Raw genomic sequence first — 18,180 nt, forward strand, 5'->3', positions numbered from 1 at the left:
TCCGTGAACTCCGGGGCATCGGCGGTCAGGACCTTCACCGCACCGTGCTCACCCAGCACCCCCGCGGTCGCCTCCGCACCCGCGCCCAGCGCGAGCGCGACCGGGTCACCGATACGGCGGGCCAGCGTCAGCAGCTCCAGCGTGGGCTTGCGGACCGCACCGTCCACGTGATCGACCAGAACAAGAACTTCAGCCATGACAACGCACTCCAGACGAGAAAGACAGCAGGGAAGAGAAGGGGGAAGTCGAGCGTGCGGGCTAGATGAACTTCTGGCCCGCGAGGAACTCGGCGAGCTGCTTGCCGCCCTCGCCCTCGTCCTTCACGATCGTGCCCGCCGTACGCGCCGGACGCTCCGTCGCCGAATCGACCGCGGTCCACGCACCCGCCAGACCCACCTCATCCGCGTCCAGACCCAGATCGTCCAGGTCCAGGGACTGAACCGGCTTCTTCTTCGCCGCCATAATCCCCTTGAACGACGGGTAACGCGCCTCACCCGACTGGTCGGTCACCGACACCACCGCCGGAAGCGAAGCCTCCAACTGCTCCGACGCCGTGTCGCCGTCACGACGGCCGGTCACCACACCACCGTCCACCGCCACCTCGGAGAGCAGCGTCACCTGCGGCACACCCAGACGCTCCGCCAGCAGAGCCGGCAGGACACCCATCACACCGTCGGTGGAGGCCATCCCGCAGATCACCAGGTCGAAACCGGTCTTCTCGACCGCCTTCGCCAAAACCAGCGACGTCCCCATCACATCGGTGCCGTGCAGATCGTCGTCCTCGACGTGAACAGCCTTGTCCGCACCCATCGACAACGCCTTGCGCAACGCGTCCTTGGCATCCTCCGGACCCACCGTCACCACGGTGATCTCCGCACCGTCCGCACCGTCCGCGATCTGCAGCGCCTGCTCGACCGCGTACTCGTCCAGCTCCGACAGCAGACCGTCGACATCCTCACGGTCCAACGTCAGGTCATCGGCGAAATGCCGGTCACCGGTCGCGTCGGGCACGTACTTCACACAGACAACGATCCTCAAGCTCACGCCGGCTCTCCTGCCTACCTGGGTGTGGTCCCCAGCCGATCGGGCCCGGTCCCACCTGGGAGTAGTTTCGTTAGGGTGACCTTATGGTACTCAGTACCCTCTGTAAAGGTACCCAGTGCCAAAAGTGCCCTTCCGGTGCTACGTTTCGCCGCATGAGCGAGGCACGCGGACCCGAGAAGAAGGCACCCATGCGGGAGGTGCTCGCGCAGGCGGCCTTCCAGCTCTTCCTTGAGCGGGGCTTCGAGCGGACGACGGTCGACGACATCGTGGCGCGGGCCGGGGTGGGGCGGCGCTCCTTCTTCCGGTACTTCCCCTCGAAGGAGGACGTGGTCTTCCCGGACCATGAGCGCTGTCTCGCCGAGATGACCGAGTTCCTGGCCGCCGTGGACGACAGTGATCCGGTGGGCGCGGTGTGCGACGCGGCGCGGATCGTGCTGCGGATGTACGCGGCCGACCCCGAGTTCTCCGTACAGCGCTACCGGCTCACCCGTGAGGTGCCCGGACTGCGGACGTACGAACTGTCGGTGGTGCGCCGCTACGAGCAGACGCTCGCCGGTCATCTCCGGGGCCGGTTCGGCGCGGACGGTGACGGGGAGTTGCGGGCCGAGGTGATCGCCGCCTCCGTGGTCGCCGCGCACAACAACGGGCTGCGGCTGTGGCTGCGTTCGGGGGGTGCAGGGGATCCCGAGGCGGCTGTGGACCATGCGCTCGATCTGGTGCGGGGTGTGTGGGAGCGGCCCGCCGGGCCCTCGCCCGCGCGGGAGAAGCCCGCCCTGCCGGCGGCCGGGCCGTCCGGCATCACCGCGGGGTCCGGCGACAACGAGGTCATCGTCATGGTCGCGTCCAAAGGGACGCCGATGTGGCGGGTCGTGCAGCAGATCGAGGCAGCCGTCGGCGAGAGCTGAGCGGGTGCACGCAGTAAGAACCCGGTAATAATCGGCACTCAGTGCCTTTACTCTCCGGCACTCAGTGCCATATGGTGCGGACGCGCCGTCAGCCAGGTGCGGCGCGTCCGAGTCGAGCGCAGGGGGTCGATCCGTGTCTCAGGCAGGAATGGGCACCGTCCAGAAGACGCACGAGGAGTGCGGCCTCTCCTACAACCGCTGCCGCTGGTGCGGCACCGCCTCCTTCCGGCGGCTGCTGTGCCCGGTGTGCGCGTCGAGCGAACTGGAGCCGGAACGCACCACCGGCCACGGGGTGGTCGTACGGACCGCCGTGGTTCACCGCTACACCGAGGCAGCGCGCAACGAGTCCCTGGTCCGCTTCCCCGAGGGGTTCGTCTTCCGCTGCCAGGTCGTCGGCGCCGCACCGCAGATGGTGGCCGTCGGCGCCCGTGTGAAGCCCCTCGCGGGGGAGGAACCGGAGTCGGGCGCGGTGGTTCTGGAGCTCTGCGAGCCGCCCGTACGCAACGACTGGGCCTGACGCGCCGGGAACGCCCGCGCCCCGGCCACGTACGGCCTGTGAGCGCGGGCGGTCCGGTGCCGGTCGAGCGGCGGCCGTGGGGCAGGCGGCCGGGCGGTCCGGTGCCGGCCGGGGCCGTCAGCCGATCCGCTTGAGCAGCTCCTCGGCCAGCGGGGCGGAGGACGCCGGGTTCTGACCGGTCACCAGGTTCCGGTCGACGATCACGAACGGCGCCCAGGGCTCGCCCTCCTGGAAGTCCGCGCCGAGCTCCACGAGCCGGTCCTGGAGCAGCCACTTGGCCTTCTCCGCGAAGCCCGCCTGGGTCTCCTCGGCGTTGGTGAAGCCGGTCAGCCGGTAGCCGGCGAACGCGTTGGCGCCGTCGGGTCCGGTGGCGGCGAGCAGTGCCGCCGGGGCGTGGCAGACGACGCCGAGCGGCTTGCCCGACGCCAGGGCCTCGGTGAGCAGCCGCCCGGACACGGGGTCCACCGCGAGGTCCTCCATCGGGCCGTGTCCGCCGGGGTAGAAGACGGCGTCGTACGCGTCCAGGTCCACGTCCTCCAGCGCGACCGGCCGTCGCAGCTCCTCGAACGCCTCCAGCCCGGCCGCCACCTTGTCGGCGCCCTCCTGGCCGCCGTTGACATCGGGTGCCAGGCTGCCGCGGTCCACGGTGGGGACGACGCCGCCCGGGGTGGCGACGACCACCTCGTGACCGGCTCCGGTGAACGCCTGGTACGGGGCCACGGCCTCCTCGGCCCAGAAGCCCGTGGGGTGGGCCGTGCCGTCCGCCAGGGTCCAGTGGTCCGCGCCGGTCACCACGAAAAGGATCTTTGCCATGTCGTACATCTCCGTCGGTCGGGGTGGGCTGACCCGGCCGACCGTAGGCCCGGTCCGGCCAGGATCCGCGTCCGGCCGACGTGTGCCGGAAAGTGGGTTCCGACGGGTCGGTGGTGATCGGCCGGACGGCGGATCGTCTGCCCGCCGCAGCCCGTCCGAATCATCCGGAGGCTTCCGGCGAACCGCCCGGAGGTTCCGGGGCGGCTCAGCCCGCGCGCGTTCCCGCCGCGCGGGCGGCCAGCGCCTCCGCGTTGCCCGAGAGCCAGGCGGTGATCACCTCGGCGGGCAGCGCCAGCGCGGCAAGCTCATCGGCCAGGGAACCGGTCGGGCCCGGATTGACCCAGGTCGAGGTGCCGAAAAGGACCCGGTCGCGGGCCATTCCCCGGGCGTGGTGGAGCAGCGGCTCCCAGCCCGAGCCGGGCTTCGGCATGTGCCGGGGCCGGTGCGAGGAGAACTCCAGGAAGACCCCCGGGTGCCGGGCGGCGGTGAGCAGCATCTCCTGCACATCGGGCCAGCCCGCGTGCCCGGCGACCAGCACCAGCTCGCGGTGGCGGCCCGCCAGCGTCTCGACCGTACGCCAGCTCCCCAGGCCGCTGGGGTGGCTGCGGGAGAAGTGGTGCCCGGTGTGCAGCCAGACCGGCAGCCCCGCCGCAGCCGCCGCGTCCCAGACCGGGGAGAACCGCGGATCGGCCGGGTCGGTGCCGTCCAGGAAGGGGATCACGCACAGCCCGGTCGCCCCGGCGGCCGCCGACCGCTCCAGCTCGCGCAGGGCGTCGGCCGGGTCGCGCAGGGAGAGTCCGGCCCAGACCTGGACGCGGTCGGTGACGCCCCGGACCGTCTCCAGCAGCCACTCGTTGACGGTACGGCCGTCCGGCAGCCGCTCCGGCGACCCCATCGCGAACTCGCCCGTCACGCCCTGCCGTTCCCGGTCGGCGAGGTGGGCGGTCAGGTCGAAGGGGGGCCGGCCGGGCGGCAGGAGCACGTCGACCGCGTCCTGGCGGCGCACGGCCAGGGCGTCGCGGTACGCGGTGTGCGAGGCGCCGAAGTACCGGCAGAACGAGGCGGAGAAGACGTCCAGGTACTCGGGAGCGTTCTCGCCCAGCCGGTTGAGGTACACCCGCCACCCGGCGTCGTCGTACACCAGCGAGCAGGCGTCCACGACCGGCGGCCGGACCCGGACACCGGCGTCCGCCACGGCGGTGGCGGTCGCTGTTCCGTTGCTGGTAGCGGGGCCGGACGACAGGTTCACGGTCACTCCATCACGAGGGGGCGGCGGCGCGGTGCGAAGGCGTACGCGAGTGGTTCAGGAGGCGGCGCGGTGCGAAGCCGTACGGGCGGGGCTCGGTTCAGGAGGCGGCGCGCCGGGCCTCCCAGTCGGCCACCAGCGCCTCGGTCTGCTCCACGAAGCCGCTGAACAGGGTGGCGAGCGAGGCCAGCCGGTCCCGGGCCTCGCCCCGCGCCACCGGGATGCCCGAGCTCAGCGTCTCGGTGAACTTGCGCATATGGGCGTTGTTCACCAGCAGCAGGTGCTGGAGGTCGCCGACCGCCTCGTAATCGATGCGCCGGCTGCCGGGCCTGGTGGAGCGCCGCACCAGGGTCCAGGACTCCAACTGGCGTGCCGCCACACTCAGTCCGCTCTTGGCCTGCCCGAGCTCGCGGGTCATGGTGTCGAGGTCCACCGGCTTGTTGCGCAGCAGGAGGTAGCCGAAGAGGCGCCCGGTGGCCTGGGGGAGCCCCCAGCGCTCCATCAGCGAGCCCATTTCGCTGATGAAGGCGGCTTCCGCGTCGCTGAACCCGTCGGAGCCGGGGGCCGGGGAGGGCTCGGCGTCGGTGGTGGTGTCGTCGTGGTCAGTCATGGTCTCGCTGGGTTCTCAGGCCTTCGGGAAGGCGAAGGAAGGCGACGGTCAGCCGGTTGACCTCGTCGGGACGGTCCAGATTGGCGACGTGTCCGGCGCCGGGGATCACATGGAACTCGCTGTTCGGATCGCGTTCGCTCCACCGTTCCATCGCCGAGCGGATGTTACCCGTGCTGTCGTGTTCACCGCAGATCAGGAGCTCGGGCTTCTCGACACGGTAGTCGGGGGAGGGGTCGACCGCGCGGGTCATACCGTCCCAGGTGGTGAGGAAGGAGCGCCGCCCGTTCGCCGCGAAGGCCTCGCGCAGATACTCCTGGGCCCCGGGGTCCTCGGCCGACGCCCGGGCCATCCAACGGGTCAGCCGGCGGTAGGGCAGCAGCCGCATGAGGGTGCGGGAGAAGGCCAGGCGCCGCCGCTCGCCCCGGGTGATGGGGAGGGTGCTGGACGTGGAGCCGATCACCACGAGCGCGGCGACCTCCTCGGGCCGCCGGCGCAGGTACTCCTGGGCGATGTTGCCGCCCATCGACTGCCCCAGCAGGACCACGGGCCTGCGCACGTCGGCCGCGTCCAGCACCGCCCCCAGGTCCCGCGCCGCGTAGCCGGTCCGGAATCTGCCGGTGCCGGAGGCGGACGCGCCGTGATAGCGCACGTCCCAGCGCAGGGTGCGGTAGCCCGCGCCGACCAGGGCCGGGATCTGCGGGTCGAACATGCGGTGGTCGGCCCCGGCGCCGTGGGTGAGGGCGACCGCCGGGCGGTCGGCCCCTCCGGCGGTCCAGTAGTGCAGCCGGGCGCCGGAGACGTCGACGCTGTGCGCCGTCTCCTCGACCCCGGTGCCGCCGGTGGACAGGAGGGGCGACGGGGGCGGGCTGGCCTCCGGCCGGTGGTGCCGCATCGCTTCGTTCATCGGAATCAGAATACTCTCATCGTTGCGGTCGCAGAGGGAGGCAGCCCACCGCGCCGAGTCGCGGCAGCGGTGGCCGGACCCCGAATCCCCGTCAGCCGCCGGTGAAGCGCGGCGGCCGCTTCTCCGCGAACGCGGCCATCCCTTCCCGGGCGTCGGCCACCGTGGCGTGCGTCTTGAGGTGGTATGCGTCCTGGATCCGCAGACCGTACTCGGCCGGCTGCCCCCAGCTCCGCTCCCGCAACTCCTTGAACAGCCCCACCGAAGCGGTCGGCAGCGCGGCGAACCGGCCGGTCAGCTCGGCCAGTTCGCGGTCGAAGTCCTCCGGTGCGCAGAGCCGGTCGAACAGTCCCAGGCGCACCGCCTCGTCCCCCGAGACCATCCGCCCGGTGAGGTAGATCTCCGTCGCCCGCGCCGGACCGGTCAGCCGGGACATCAGGACCACGTTCCCCACATGCCCGACCCCGGCCAGGCAGCTGCCGATCGAGGCGCGGGTGTCCGCCAGCCGGAAGTCGGCGGCGCAGGCGATCTCCGCCCCCGCCCCCGCCGCCGCCCCGGTCAGCCCCACGACCACCGGCTTCGGCAGGTGCAGGATCGCCTCGCAGACCCGCAGATAGTGCGCGTCCGAGGTGATCGGGTCGAAGGGGGTGTCCACCCGGTCGCCCAGCCGCCACCGCCGTACGCTCTCCACGTCGTCGCCCGCGCAGAACGCCCCGCCGCTCCCGGTGATCACGACCGTACGCACCCGGGGGTCGTCGCCCGCGCACATCAGGCCGAGCAGCAGATGACGGGAGAGCGTCAGATCGAGGCTGTTGCGGCGGTGCGGCCGGTCCAGCGTCAGCGTGGCGACCCCGCCCGCCAGCGAGGCACGCAGCGGTACGTCCTCCTTGCCGTCCACCCGGTCCGCGAAGTCCGCGAACGACTCGGTGGCCGCCCCGGCCCACTCGGCCGCCGGCTCCTGGCCCGTCGGGAACGCTTCCTGGCTCATACGATCTTCTCCCTGCGTATCCGGATGCCCGCCGCCTCGCGGTCCCACGTCCCCGCCACCACGCCCTCGGCGCGCAGCGTGTGCTTGGTCGGCTTTCCGGTGGGTGTCTTCGGGAGCTCGGGGAGCACCCGGATGTAGCGCGGCAGCATGAAGTGGGCCAGCCGCTCCCGCAGGAACCCCAGCAGCGCCGCCGGGTCGACCGGGTCGGCCGGGTCGCGGTCCGCCACCACCAGCAGCACCTCGTCCTCGCCCTCGTCGCCGGGCACGGCCACCGCCGCCGCCTCCAGCACGCCGGGGTGGGCGACCGCCTGGGCCTCCACCTCGAAGGAGGAGATGTTCTCGCCGCGCCTGCGGATGGCGTCCTTCTTGCGGTCCACGAAGACCAGGCCGCCGTCGGGGGCGCGCCGGAAGGTGTCCCCGGTGTGGAACCAGCCGTTGCGCCAGACGGCAGCCGTCTCGGCGGGCCGGCCGAGGTAGCCGCTGAGGAACGACCACGGGCGGTCCGCGCGCAGCACCAGCTCGCCCGCCTCGCCGTCCGCCACCTCGCGGTCGTGGTCGTCGACGACCCGGGCGGTGATGCCCGGCCGGGGTTGCCCGCAGTGCATCGGGACGCCCGGGTGGTGGTCCGGGGCGGAGAGCACCGGACACGACACCTCGGTCATGTTGAACAGTGCGCGGACCGACACCCCGAACCGCTTGGAGAACTCCGTCGCCCCCTCGGTGAACGGGATGACGTAGGCCGCCCGCAGTGGATGCCCGGTGTCCTGCGGCAGCGGCGGCTGCTTGAGCAGATAGGTCGCCATGACGCCGAGCAGCGTGCACAGGGTCGTCCCCGTACGTCGGATCAGGGGCCAGAACTCGCTGGTGGTGAAGGCGGGTACGACGGTCACCGAACCGCCGTGCACCAGCATCCCGTAAGCACCGATCGTGCCGCCCGCGTGGAACAGCGGCAGCTGCAGCAGATAGCGGTCCTCGGGCCCTGCCATGCCGTGGAAGGCGGCGGTGCAACTGCTGTACAGGTGCGCGTAGGAGGAGACGACCCCCTTGGACGGACCCGTCGTCCCCGAGGTGTAGATGACGGTCTGCGGGTCCCAGGGCTGCGGCGCGGGCACCGGTTCCGTGAACTCCGTCCGGGGCGAGCGCAGTTCGGTCTCCACCCGGAAGCGGGCGGAGAGCCGGGCGGCGAGCGCCTCCACGTCCTGCGGTACGTCCTCGGGACCCGGCAGCAGGACCACCGTGCGTACTGCTCCCACCCCGCCGTCCGACTCCTCCAGCCGGGCCGCCAGCGACGGCCTGCAGATCAGCACCTCGGCCCCGCTGTCGGCGATCACCTGGCGCAGGATCGCGCCCCGGTAGGCGGTGTTGAGGGGGACGAGGACGGCTCCCGCCGCGTTGACCCCGTACCACGTACGCAGCGCTTCGGGCCCGTTGGGCAGCCAGCTCAGCACCAGTTCGCCCGGGGCGACACCGAGCGCCTGGAGCGCGGCGGCCGTCTCCTCGGTCTCCTGGAGCGTCCGTGCGTACGTCCAGACGTCACCGTCCGGCATCAGCGCGTACGGCGCCTTCGGCGTGGCTGCGGCGCGCCGTCTGAGCAGGGGGCCCAGTACACACTGTTCGGCCGTCGGTACGGCGGCGGACGCGGGGTCGAGTACGTCGTCGGTCACCGGGCCTCCCCGGCGGTCGGCGCGGGCAGGGTCCGGAGCTGGAGCACACTCTCGTACGGGCCGCCGTACCAGACCGTCTGCCGGGCGGGGCGGCAGTGTTCGGCCTCGCCGACCGGTCCCGGAACGTTGGGGTGCCGGTCCAGATGGGGGAAGTTGCTACTGGTGACGTGGACCCGCAGCCGGTGCCCGGGGGCGAAGCGCCACGCGGTGTCCCCGAGCAGCAGATCGGCGTCGTACGGCTCGTCCGGCGGGCCGTCCCCGTCCGCCTCCAGCCGCAGGCTGGCCTCGGCCACCAGCAGGGAACGCCCGTCCGGATGTACATCGGTGAGCTTGGCGACCACGGCGGTGGCGGGTGCGTCCGAGCCGAAGCGCAGCCGCAGCCGCTGCCGGCCGACCACGTCCAGCGGCCCGGTGAGCGGCTCGGAGGTGTAGACGAGCACGTCCGGCCTGCTCTCCAGATGCGCCTGGTTGAGCGGGCCCGCCGCCAGCCGGCCGAGCTGGAGGACCCGCCCGCCGTGCGAGGGCACCGGGTCCTCCGGGTCGTAGGTGAACGTGTCGTGGCCCGGGGCCACGTCGGACGGTTCGGGCAGCAGCCGCCCGCCGTCTCCGCCACCGGCCGAACCCGCCAGGTACCAGGGCGAGTCGACGGCCTCCGGCGGCGGCCAGCTCGCCGCCCGGTGCCAGGTGTCGTCACCGAAGAGGAAGTACCGTACGTCGCCGCCGGGATCCTGGTCCGCGGTACGTTCCCCGGTCGCCCTCAGGTGGCGGTCGAAGAAGTCCAGATGCAGATCGGCCAGCCGCGCGCCCTGCGCCGAACCGTACGGGCCCGTGTTCACCTCGCCCTGCACCTGCGGGAGTTGGCCCGAGTGCACCCACGGCCCGACGACCAGCTCGTGCCGCCCGGCCACCGGATCCTGGGCGCGCATGGCCCGGTGCAGCTCGATCGTGCCGAAGGAGAACACGTCGTACCAGCCGCCCACCGAGAAGGTGGGCACGCCCACCTCGCCCAGGCGGTAGTCGGCCACCGTCGCCACCTTACCGGCGAAGATGTCCCGCAGTCGGCCGGGGAACCCCTCGAAGTCGAGGATGGTCGACAACGGCCAGCGCCTCAGCGGCACTTCGGGCGTGGTGAGCAGCTGCACCACCTCCGCCACGACCGCCCCGTCCACCGGATCGCCCGCCGCCGCCCGGCGTTGCACCCACTCCAGTGCGGTCAGGCCGAGCCAGCTCGTGAGGTGGTCCAGCCGCAGCGAGCCGCCGAGCTGCTCGGTGTCGTAGGGGGCCGAGGTGGACATCGTGGGCGCGATGGCCCGCAGGTGCGGCGGCTTCTCCATGGCGGCCAGCCACTGGACGATCGCCTGGTACGAGGTGCCCGCCATGGCCACGTTCCCGTCGCACCAGGGCTGCCGCGCGGTCCACTCGACGGTGTCGTACCCGTCCGGCCCCTCCTGGGACCAGTCCAGCGGCGCCCACTCGCCCTCCGAACGGAACCGGCCCCGGGTGTCCTGCACCACGGCCGCGTACCCCCGGTCCACGCACTGCGCCGGGGTCAACGTGGCCAGACCCAGAGGGGACTTGCCGTACGGGGTGCGGAAGAGCACGGCGGGCGAGGCCGGGCCGTCCGCCGGGCGCCACACATCGGCCCGCAGCACCGTCCCGTCACGCATCTCCACCGGCACGTCGTGCTCGATGAGGGTGGTCCTGCCCATCAGGGGGTCTCCTTCGCAGCGGGCTCGGTGCCCGCGTTCTGTGTCGGCCCGGCGCCCCGGTCGCGGGAACGGGTCAGATGACGCGTCATGGCGTCACCGGCGGCGGCCCGGCTCGCCGAGGGCTCGACGCGGACCAGCGGGCCGACGCTCATCCGGGCCGGGCGGTCCAGCAGCCAGGCAACGGTGTCCGCGATGTCCTCCGCGTCCAGCACCTCCTCCTCGGGCACACCGAGGTCCGAGGGGCGGGCCGCGAGCCGGGTGGAGACCCAGCCAGGGGCGACGGTGACCGCGCGGATGCCGAGGTCACGGTTCTCCTCGTGGACCAGCTCGGTGAGCCGGTGCACGGCGTGCTTGCTGACGCCGTAACCGCCGCTGCCCGGCACCACCTCGGAGCCCACGCCCGAACCGATGTTCACCACCCAGCCGTAGCGGCGCTCCCGCATCCCGGGCAGCACCTCACGCGCCAGCAGGAACGGCACGGTCAGATTGATCCGCAGCTGCCGCTCCCAGTGCCGCTCCTCGGTCTCATGAATGGCTGCCAGCCGGATCGCGCCCGCGCTGCAAACCAACAGCCCGACCGGCCCCAGTCCGGCGGCGGTGGCGGCGACCGCCTCGGCGGGGGCACCGGGCTCTGCCAGGTCCAGGGGCAGCGGCAGCGCCGTGCCCCCGGCGGCGCGGATCGACTCCGCGACCTCCTTCAGCTCGGCTTCCCGCCGCCCGACCAGCGCCACGGCGCTGCCGCGCGCGGCCAGCCGTCGGGCGACAGCCGCCCCGATCCCGGAGGAGGCCCCGGCGACGAGAGCGACCGGGTGGCCCCCCGTCTCCTCAGTGACGTTCACCGGCTCCCCACCTCGGCAGCCTCGGGGAACCCCGGCCGCAGCGGAGCCACGTCCCCGAGGCCGAAGCCGCCGTCGGCGCGCAGCACCGCGCCGGTCACCCGGGAGGCCGAACCGCTCAGGAGGTATCCGAGGACCGCCGCCACCTCGCGCGGGTCACCGACCCGCCCGGCCGGTATCCGGCTGATCCAGCCGCGCCGGTGATCCGGTCCCGCCGCGTCGCCCATCGGCGTCTCGATGATCCCGGGGGCCACGCAGTTGGCGCGGATGCCGTAACGCGCCACCGACACCGCGAGACAGCGGATGTACTGCGCCATCGCCGCCTTGCTCGCCCCGTAGTACTCCAGCCCCGCCACCGGGCTGAGCGTGGAGCTGACCGAGGAGACCCCGACCACCGCGCCGGGGACCTTCTCGTCCCGCCAGCGGGCCGTCAGGTACTCGGTGACGGCGACGAAGCTGTGCAGGTTCACCGCGAAGGTCCGGGCGGCCGACGCCGGGTCGCCGCCGACCGCGCTGAAGCCCAGGTGCCCCGCCGCGTACAGCAGGGTGGTGACCCCGTCGGCCGCCTTCCAGGCGCGTTCGCCCAGGGTGGCGGCGTCCTCGGCGTCGGAGAGGTCGCAGCGCAGGGTCCAGGCCTGCCGGCCCAGTGCTTCGATCTCGGCGGCGACCTCCTCCAGCGCCTGGGTACGCCGGGCGGCCAGGACCACGTCGGCCCCGCGCCCGGCCAGGTGCAGGGCGGCGGCCCGGCCGATGCCGCTGCTGGCGCCCGCCACCAGGACCTTCTGTCCCAGCAGGTCCTGACCGGTGACCGGCTCCGGCGGCGGCTGCTCCTGCGGGGCGCTGCGCCGGGGTGCGGGGGCGGCGGCCGGAGTACCGGCGGGCAGGGACGGGATCTGGCCGAGCCCCGCGCCCCCGTCCACCGGGATCGTCTCGCCGACGAGGTACGAGCACCCCTCCGACGCCAGGAACGCGACGGTGGCCGCCACATCGGCGGCCGTGGTGGGGCGGCGCTGCACGAGATAGCGCAGCAGCCCGGCCTCGGCGGCCGGGGAGAGGCGGTGGCCCAGGTCGGGGGAGTAGCCGGTGACCAGGGTGTTGCCGGTGACGCCGCGCCCGGCCACCTCGGTGACCAGGTGCTGCCACCAGGCCCGGTCGGCGGCCAGCCGGGCGTACCGGTCGGGGTCGGTCCCGGCGTGCGTCCCGCCCGTCGCGTCGGTCACCAGGACGAGGCGCCCCCGGCCCGCCGCCGCCATCGCCAGCGCGGCGGCCCGCACGCGCTGGCGGTCCAGGCCGGCCGAGCGCCCGGCGCCGTACGCCTCCTCGCCGAGGAGCAGCGCGCAGTAGGCGGCGGGAGTGTCGGTCGATACGTCAGAAGCATCCGGGGCGTCAGAAGCGTCCGGAGCTTGCGAGATGTCCGGGGCTTGCGAGGTGTCCGGGGCGTCAGAGGTGTCCGGGGCCTCGGGTGCGAGGCCGAGTGCGCCGAGCGCTGCGGAGAGAGCAGCGCCCCCACCCTCCGCCCCCGACGCGTCGAGGACCACCCGGGTGCTGATCGGCGCCCGCAGCGGGTCCCCTCCCGCGGCCGTCCCGGGCCGCGTCGCCGTGCTGTGAACGTGGGTCATGGCAAGTCGCCGCCTTCGTATTCGATGACCATGCTCGTGGCGTCGCCGCCCGCCCCGGAGGCGAGCACCAGCGCGCTGTCGCCGCCGGTCGCCAGGCCGCCCGCGAGCACCGGATCGCCCGGCAGACCCGCGTACGGGACCAGGGTGTTGGCGCTGGGGGCGATGTGGCCGTGGTGCAGCATGAGCAGGCTGCCGAGGAGTTTGACCAGGCCACCGGTCCCGGCGACATGCCCGAAGACGGCCTCCTGGTTGGTCAGCCGCACCTCGCCCCGGTACCCGGCCGCCTCCCGTACGCCGGAGAGCGCCTCGCACAGGTGGTCCTCGACGAACCGGTTGCCGTCCGCGTAGTCGTTGACGAACGCCAGATCGCCGAGGCCGCGCCCGGCCGACGCCAGCGTGGCCAGCACATCGCCCACCACATTGGCGGGCGGCCCGGTGGCGACGGTGGAGGGGCCGTTGGAGCGCGAGGTGCGCAGATGCGCCCGGTGCAGCAGCCCCGGGCGCTCCCCGGTCGCCGCCGGGTCCTCCAGGACGACGGCGAGCGCGCCCTCCCCGGTGGCGTTGCCGGTCTGGATCTCGTCGTGCGGCCGGACGTCGGCGGGGTCGTCCGAGAGCGAGGAGGCGCGGTAGCCGCTGCGCCCGGTGTGGCTCGTGCCCGCCACGAAGACCGGGTCCACGGTGGTGTCCACGCCGACGACGATCGCGCGGTCGATGTCCCCGCACCGGAACATCTGCTGGACGAGGTGGAGCGTCCGCAGTGCCACATTGCAGGAGCCCGCCACGCTCAGTGTCTGGCAGGGCAGTTGGAGGCCGGAGGCCACGGTCCCCACCACGCTGGGCGGGGTGCCGTTGAGCCAGTACTCCATGCCGAGGGCGGCAACCCCCTTGTCCCGGGCCAGGTTGTAGTAGCGCTCGGTCTCCGGGAAGGCGAACTGGAGCGAGCAGGCGACCAGTGCGGTGCGCTCCGGGTCGAGGTCGGCGGCGGTGAGCCCCGCGTGCTCCAGGGCCCGGTGTACCGCGCCGGTGGCCATCAGCCCGGCCCGCGAGGAGCGGCGGATCTGCCGCTCCGACAGCGGCAGATCCGCCTGAGGGTCCCAGCCGTTGACGGTTCCGGCTATCCGGAGGGGGAGTTCGGGATGGGCGTACGGGGAGAGGCAGCTCGCCCCGTCGCGCACCACGCGCCAGAAGGTGTCCAGGTCGGTGCAGGCGCGGCCGTCCGGTCCCGGCAGGACGAATCCGGCCCCGGAGAGCCGCAGCACCGGAATCTCAGCAGGCATCGCCACCCCCGAGCAGCAGTGCGCTGTTGACCCCGCCCACCTGGTAGTTGAAGCTCAGCGCCCGGTCGAAGTCCAGCGGACGTGTCTTCGTGCCCGGCACCGGGTCGAACGTGCAGACGGGCGAGGGGGTCTCGCAGTTGGCCGTGGGGCAGACCTCGCCCTCGCGCATCATCATCAGCGTCAGCGCCGTGCCCAGGTTGCCGAGCGGCGCCCCGCTGTGGCCGAAGCAGGCCTCCTGCGAACTGACGAGCAGCTGCTCGGAGTTCTCGCCCCACAGGGCGCGTACGGCGTTGGACTCGATCCGGGTGAACAGGGCGTCGCCCTCGCCGCCCCCGTTGACGTACGGGATCTGCTCCAGCGAGGTGTGGCCGCCCAGGGCGCGGCGGGCCGCCTCGGCCAGCCCCGTACCGCCGGTGTCGATGGCGACCGCGCTGTTCAGCCCGCCCCGCGTGGTGGCCTGGCCGAGGACCGCCCCGTGGGCGCGGGCGCCGCGCGCGGTGGCGTGCTCGCGGCTCTCCAGGATCAGGGTCACCGAGCCGTCGCCGTAGTTCATGCAGTCGCCCGCCGCGTCGTACGGGCGCATCGGCCGGTCGTGCCGGGGTGCGGCGGGCGGGTCGGCGTTGTGCCGCACGGTCACGCCCTCGCGCTCGACCACCTCCCGCAACCGGTGCCCGTGCAGCACCCGTTCGGTGTCGAAGCGGTCCACCCCGGTGACGACCACCAGGTCGCTCCGGCCGGAGGCGATCATCATCTGGGCGATGCCGAGCAGCACCGAGGAGGAGGCGCAGCCGCAGCTCACCGTGTAGTTGGCCCCGGTGGATCCGAGCAACGCCGCCTGCACCGGCCCGACATCACTCGACGTGCCCGCCACCAGCAGCCGTACGAAGAGGGACTTGGCGTCCGCCGGGCTGACCGTCGCCGGATTGGCGTCGTGCCAGGCGCGGTAGCTGTCGTAGTTGCTGTCCACCCCGGCGCGGGCGGTCAGCACGTCCGCCCCCCTCAACTCGTCCTCCCTGTGGTCGAGTCCGGCGTCCTTGCAGGCCTCGGCCAGCGAGATGAGACCGTAGAGATGGACGTCGGCGTAGCTGCGCAGATAGCGCGCCGGCATCTCCGGCAGCAGCTCACCGAACGCCTCGCGGGCGCCGCGTACGGTGCCGTGGTGGAAGCCGTCGCGCTCGACATGGCTGGTCCCCGTGGAGGCGGCCGCCCAGACGTCCTTCGCCTTCCGCACCGGCTCGTCGCCCGCCCCGGGCAGGCAGAAGCCCATCCCGGTGACCAGGGCGTCCCGGGGGCCGGGGGACCACGTACCGTACCCGTTGCTCACAGAGCCCCCGCGTCCACGTTGACGGCCTGTCCGGTCATCCCGCCGGAGAGGTCGGAGAGCAGGAACAGCACCTGGGCCGCGATCTCCTCGGGGCGCACCAGGCGGCGCAGGATGGTGCTGTTGACCGCCCGCTTGAGGTACCGCTCCCAGGTGAGGTCCGGCGGTCCGTGGTGCTTGGCGATCGCCGACATGAAGGCGTCGCCGTACCGTCCGCCGTCCGTGGCGGCCGGGCTGTCGGTGAGCCCGGGGCAGACCGCGTTGACCCGCACCCCGAAGGCGCCCAGCTCGGAGGCGAGCGCCTGGGTCATGCCGTTGAGCCCGAACTTCGAGGCGCAGTAGGAGGTGTTGGCGGGCAGCCCGCGCTTCCCGGCGATCGAGGAGACCATCACGATGTTGCCCTCGCGGCGCTCCATCATCCCCGGCACCACCGCACGGGCGACCCGGAAGGCCCCCAGCAGGTTGATGTCGAGGGTGGCCATCCACTGGTCCTCGTCCTGGTCGCAGAGGAACGCCTGGTTGCGGGCCTCGCCCGCGCAGTGCACCAGCCGGTCGATCGGGCCGAGCTGCTCCTCGGCCTCGCGGACGGCGGCGCGCACGCTGTCGGCGTCGGTGAGGTCGCCGGGGACCGCCACCGCCCGCCCGCCCTCCGCCTCGATCCGCTCGGCCAGCAGGCGGAGCTCCTTCTCGCTGCGGGCCATGAGCGCCACACGGGAGCCGTGGGCGGCGAGCATCGACGCCAGCACGGCGCCGATCCCGCTGCTGGCACCGGTCAGAAAGGTGGTCCTGCCCTCAAGCAGGGTGGGTGCGAAGCCGCTGGTCATGCTGTGTTCTCCGCTTTCTCGGGGAGGTCCGCGCTCGCGGCTGTCGTGCTCGCCCCGGCGATCCGGCCGGCCGGGGGCAGGACGCGGGCGGGCAGTCCGCCCCCGTCGACCTCCAGCACGGTGCCGGTCACCGAGGGGTTGTCCGCGGCGAAGGCGACCGCCTCCGCCACGTCCCTCTCGTCGCACCAGCGGCGCAGCGGCACATGGCGCCGGAGGTCGGCCATGTACGCCGCGTGCCGCTCGCTCGCCGCCGAACGGCGGCGCAGCGCCTCGCCGTCGATGACTCCGGGCGCCACCGCGCTGACCCGGATGCCGTACTCGCCCAGCTCGACCGCCCAGGTCCGGGTCAGCGCCTCCACCCCGGACTTGGCCGCGCAGTACGCCGACTGCCCGTACGAGCCGTGGCGGACGGTGGAGGAGATGTTGACGATGGCGCCGGGCGTACCGGCGGCCAGCATCGCCTGCGCCGCGTGGCGGCCGACCAGGAAGGTGCCGGTGAGCAGGGACGTCACCACCCGCTCGAAGTCCTCCAGCGGATGCGCGGAGAGCAGTGGCGGGCCGTCCGGCTGTTCCTTGACGCTCACCAGGCGGCGGGAGAAGTTGTTCCCGGCGTTGTTGACGCAGAGCCCGAGCGGTGGGGCGTCCTCGGCCAGCCGCTCGAAGAGGGCGGCCACCGACCGTTCGTCGGTGACGTCCGCCCGTACGGCGTGGAGCACGAGCCCGTCGTCGGCCGCCGCCTTGACGGCCGCGTCCAGGCTCTCGGTGTCGCGCCCGCAGATCACGGTGTGCCAGCCGACGGAGGCCAGATGCCGGGCGATGGCCGCGCCGAGGCCCCGGCTGCCGCCGGTGACCAGTGCGGTGCCGCGAACACCCGTACCGGGCAAGGAGAATGACTGATCAGACACGGAAGAGAAGCCCCCCGTAGTACCAGCCCGAGCCCACCGTGGGCGTGTAGCAGAGGTCCCCGGGCTTCAGCCGGCCCTCGCGTGACATCTCGGAGAGCACGATCGGAACCGAGGCGCTGCCGGTGTTCGCCCGCGTCTCGTAGTTGGTGACGAAGCGCTCCTCCGGGATGTCCAGACGTTCCCGTACGGCGGTGTGCAGCTGGCCCGTCCCGGGGTGCGGCACCACCCAGTCGATCTCGTCCATCTTGGTGCCCGAGCGGGCCAGCATCCGGGTCGCCAGGTCGGCGTGGGAGTCGGCGGCGATGGAGACCAGCTCCCGGCTGCTCTTGATCCACCCGTTGGGCGGGTAGACGGTGACCGTCTCCCGGCCGGAGCCGTCACTGATCAGCAGCGAGTCCCAGAGTCCCGCACCGGGTTCGGCGCCCCGCGACAGCACGGCCGCACCGGCCGCGTCGCCCACGATCAGCTCGCCCTTGCTGCCCGGGCGGACCCGGCGGGAGAACCGCTCGCTGGAGACGACCAGCGCGTGTCGCCAGCCGGCGTGCGCCCCGAAGAGCGCCGCCGCCGTCTGGACCCCGTGCACGAACCCCGTACAGGCACCGCACACGTCGAAGGCGAGGGCCCGGTCCGCGCCCAGCAGATGCGCGGTGTGCGGACCCCACTCGGGGACGAACTGGCGGTCCGTCCAGTTGCTGAAGACCAGCAGGTCCACCTCGTCGGCGCCGATGCCCGCCTGCTCCATCGCCGCACGGGCGGCGCGCACCCCCATGTACGCGGGGGTCTCCTCGTCGTCCGCCACATGGCGGCTGCGGACGTCGAGCCGGCCGATGACGGCCTGGTCCACGGCGTTGCCCGCCGGGTCGTCGCCGCTCTCGTTCTCGACCAGGAGGCGTGGGTAGTAGTGCCCGAATCCGGACAGGCGCAGACCGCTCTCGCGCCACAGGGACGTCTCGTCGTGCATCTCTCGTCTTCCCGTACTGTGCGGTGGGGCCGGGGGCCGC

Annotated in this window: 17 protein-coding genes and 1 pseudogene; 2 read left to right on the forward strand and 16 right to left on the reverse strand. The window is 73.1% G+C overall.

Translation table 11 applies throughout. The features are described 5' to 3' along the window. Together IE264_RS09010 and IE264_RS09015 are read right to left on the reverse strand one after the other, a co-directional pair. Nucleotides 1-197, reverse strand: a pseudogene (locus tag IE264_RS09010) (electron transfer flavoprotein subunit alpha/FixB family protein); the annotation flags it as partial. A 61-nt stretch (nt 198-258) separates the two neighbouring features. Beyond that, a complete protein-coding gene (locus IE264_RS09015) occupies nt 259-1,044 on the reverse strand; it encodes an electron transfer flavoprotein subunit beta/FixA family protein (RefSeq protein WP_190167613.1) in 786 nt (261 codons plus the stop codon). A 188-nt stretch (nt 1,045-1,232) separates the two neighbouring features. Here IE264_RS09015 and IE264_RS09020 point away from each other — a divergent pair, with 188 nt between their 5' ends. Beyond that, on the forward strand, nt 1,233-1,949 hold the full coding sequence (locus IE264_RS09020) for a TetR family transcriptional regulator (RefSeq protein WP_032757052.1): 717 nt from the start codon (nt 1,233-1,235) through the stop codon (nt 1,947-1,949). A 148-nt stretch (nt 1,950-2,097) separates the two neighbouring features. Next, nucleotides 2,098-2,466, forward strand: coding sequence for a Zn-ribbon domain-containing OB-fold protein (locus IE264_RS09025; protein ID WP_015612452.1), 369 nt, complete (start codon nt 2,098-2,100; stop codon nt 2,464-2,466). 117 nt (nt 2,467-2,583) lie between these two features. On the opposite strand, the gene IE264_RS09030 is transcribed toward IE264_RS09025, so the two are convergent. The 14 genes from IE264_RS09030 to IE264_RS09095 form a co-directional block, all read right to left on the reverse strand. Beyond that, nucleotides 2,584-3,279: a type 1 glutamine amidotransferase domain-containing protein gene (locus IE264_RS09030; RefSeq protein WP_180289043.1), complete on the reverse strand. Its 696-nt coding sequence runs from the start codon at nt 3,277-3,279 to the stop codon at nt 2,584-2,586. Nucleotides 3,280-3,484: 205 nt separating this feature from the next. Further along, nucleotides 3,485-4,528, reverse strand: a complete 1,044-nt coding sequence (locus IE264_RS09035; protein ID WP_229887477.1) for an amidohydrolase family protein — start codon at nt 4,526-4,528, stop codon at nt 3,485-3,487. A gap of 97 nt (nt 4,529-4,625) precedes the next feature. Beyond that, a complete protein-coding gene (locus IE264_RS09040; RefSeq protein ID WP_015612455.1) occupies nt 4,626-5,135 on the reverse strand; it encodes a GbsR/MarR family transcriptional regulator in 510 nt (169 codons plus the stop codon). Next, nucleotides 5,128-6,039: an alpha/beta fold hydrolase gene (locus IE264_RS09045; protein ID WP_032757050.1), complete on the reverse strand. Its 912-nt coding sequence runs from the start codon at nt 6,037-6,039 to the stop codon at nt 5,128-5,130. The genes IE264_RS09040 and IE264_RS09045 overlap by 8 nt, the downstream gene beginning before the upstream one ends. 91 nt (nt 6,040-6,130) lie before the next feature. Continuing rightward, nucleotides 6,131-7,024 carry an enoyl-CoA hydratase/isomerase family protein gene (locus IE264_RS09050; protein WP_032757049.1) on the reverse strand — a complete coding sequence of 298 codons (894 nt, stop codon included), beginning with the start codon at nt 7,022-7,024 and terminating at the stop codon, nt 6,131-6,133. Continuing rightward, complete coding sequence (locus IE264_RS09055; RefSeq protein ID WP_032757048.1) at nt 7,021-8,688, reverse strand: ATP-dependent acyl-CoA ligase; 1,668 nt, start codon at nt 8,686-8,688, stop codon at nt 7,021-7,023. Before IE264_RS09055 ends, IE264_RS09050 begins: the two co-directional genes overlap by 4 nt. Continuing rightward, nucleotides 8,685-10,397: a CocE/NonD family hydrolase gene (locus IE264_RS09060; RefSeq protein WP_032757047.1), complete on the reverse strand. Its 1,713-nt coding sequence runs from the start codon at nt 10,395-10,397 to the stop codon at nt 8,685-8,687. Before IE264_RS09060 ends, IE264_RS09055 begins: the two co-directional genes overlap by 4 nt. After that, a complete protein-coding gene (locus IE264_RS09065; RefSeq protein WP_032757046.1) occupies nt 10,397-11,236 on the reverse strand; it encodes an SDR family oxidoreductase in 840 nt (279 codons plus the stop codon). The genes IE264_RS09060 and IE264_RS09065 overlap by 1 nt, the downstream gene beginning before the upstream one ends. After that, nucleotides 11,233-12,852 (reverse strand): SDR family oxidoreductase, encoded by a 1,620-nt coding sequence (locus IE264_RS09070; protein ID WP_032757045.1) that lies wholly within the window; start codon nt 12,850-12,852, stop codon nt 11,233-11,235. The genes IE264_RS09065 and IE264_RS09070 overlap by 4 nt, the downstream gene beginning before the upstream one ends. Further along, nucleotides 12,849-14,129: a beta-ketoacyl synthase gene (locus tag IE264_RS09075; protein WP_015612462.1), complete on the reverse strand. Its 1,281-nt coding sequence runs from the start codon at nt 14,127-14,129 to the stop codon at nt 12,849-12,851. The genes IE264_RS09070 and IE264_RS09075 overlap by 4 nt, the downstream gene beginning before the upstream one ends. After that, nucleotides 14,119-15,453: a beta-ketoacyl-[acyl-carrier-protein] synthase family protein gene (locus tag IE264_RS09080; RefSeq protein WP_032757044.1), complete on the reverse strand. Its 1,335-nt coding sequence runs from the start codon at nt 15,451-15,453 to the stop codon at nt 14,119-14,121. The genes IE264_RS09075 and IE264_RS09080 overlap by 11 nt, the downstream gene beginning before the upstream one ends. After that, nucleotides 15,450-16,274, reverse strand: coding sequence for an SDR family NAD(P)-dependent oxidoreductase (locus IE264_RS09085; RefSeq protein ID WP_015612464.1), 825 nt, complete (start codon nt 16,272-16,274; stop codon nt 15,450-15,452). Before IE264_RS09085 ends, IE264_RS09080 begins: the two co-directional genes overlap by 4 nt. Beyond that, a complete protein-coding gene (locus tag IE264_RS09090) occupies nt 16,271-17,179 on the reverse strand; it encodes an SDR family NAD(P)-dependent oxidoreductase (protein WP_051821817.1) in 909 nt (302 codons plus the stop codon). Before IE264_RS09090 ends, IE264_RS09085 begins: the two co-directional genes overlap by 4 nt. Next, nucleotides 17,172-18,140: a ketoacyl-ACP synthase III gene (locus tag IE264_RS09095; protein ID WP_015612466.1), complete on the reverse strand. Its 969-nt coding sequence runs from the start codon at nt 18,138-18,140 to the stop codon at nt 17,172-17,174. The genes IE264_RS09090 and IE264_RS09095 overlap by 8 nt, the downstream gene beginning before the upstream one ends. Between the last annotated feature and the right edge of the window lie 40 nt (nt 18,141-18,180).

This window comes from Streptomyces microflavus, from assembly GCF_014650075.1.
GTDB lineage: Bacteria > Actinomycetota > Actinomycetes > Streptomycetales > Streptomycetaceae > Streptomyces > Streptomyces microflavus.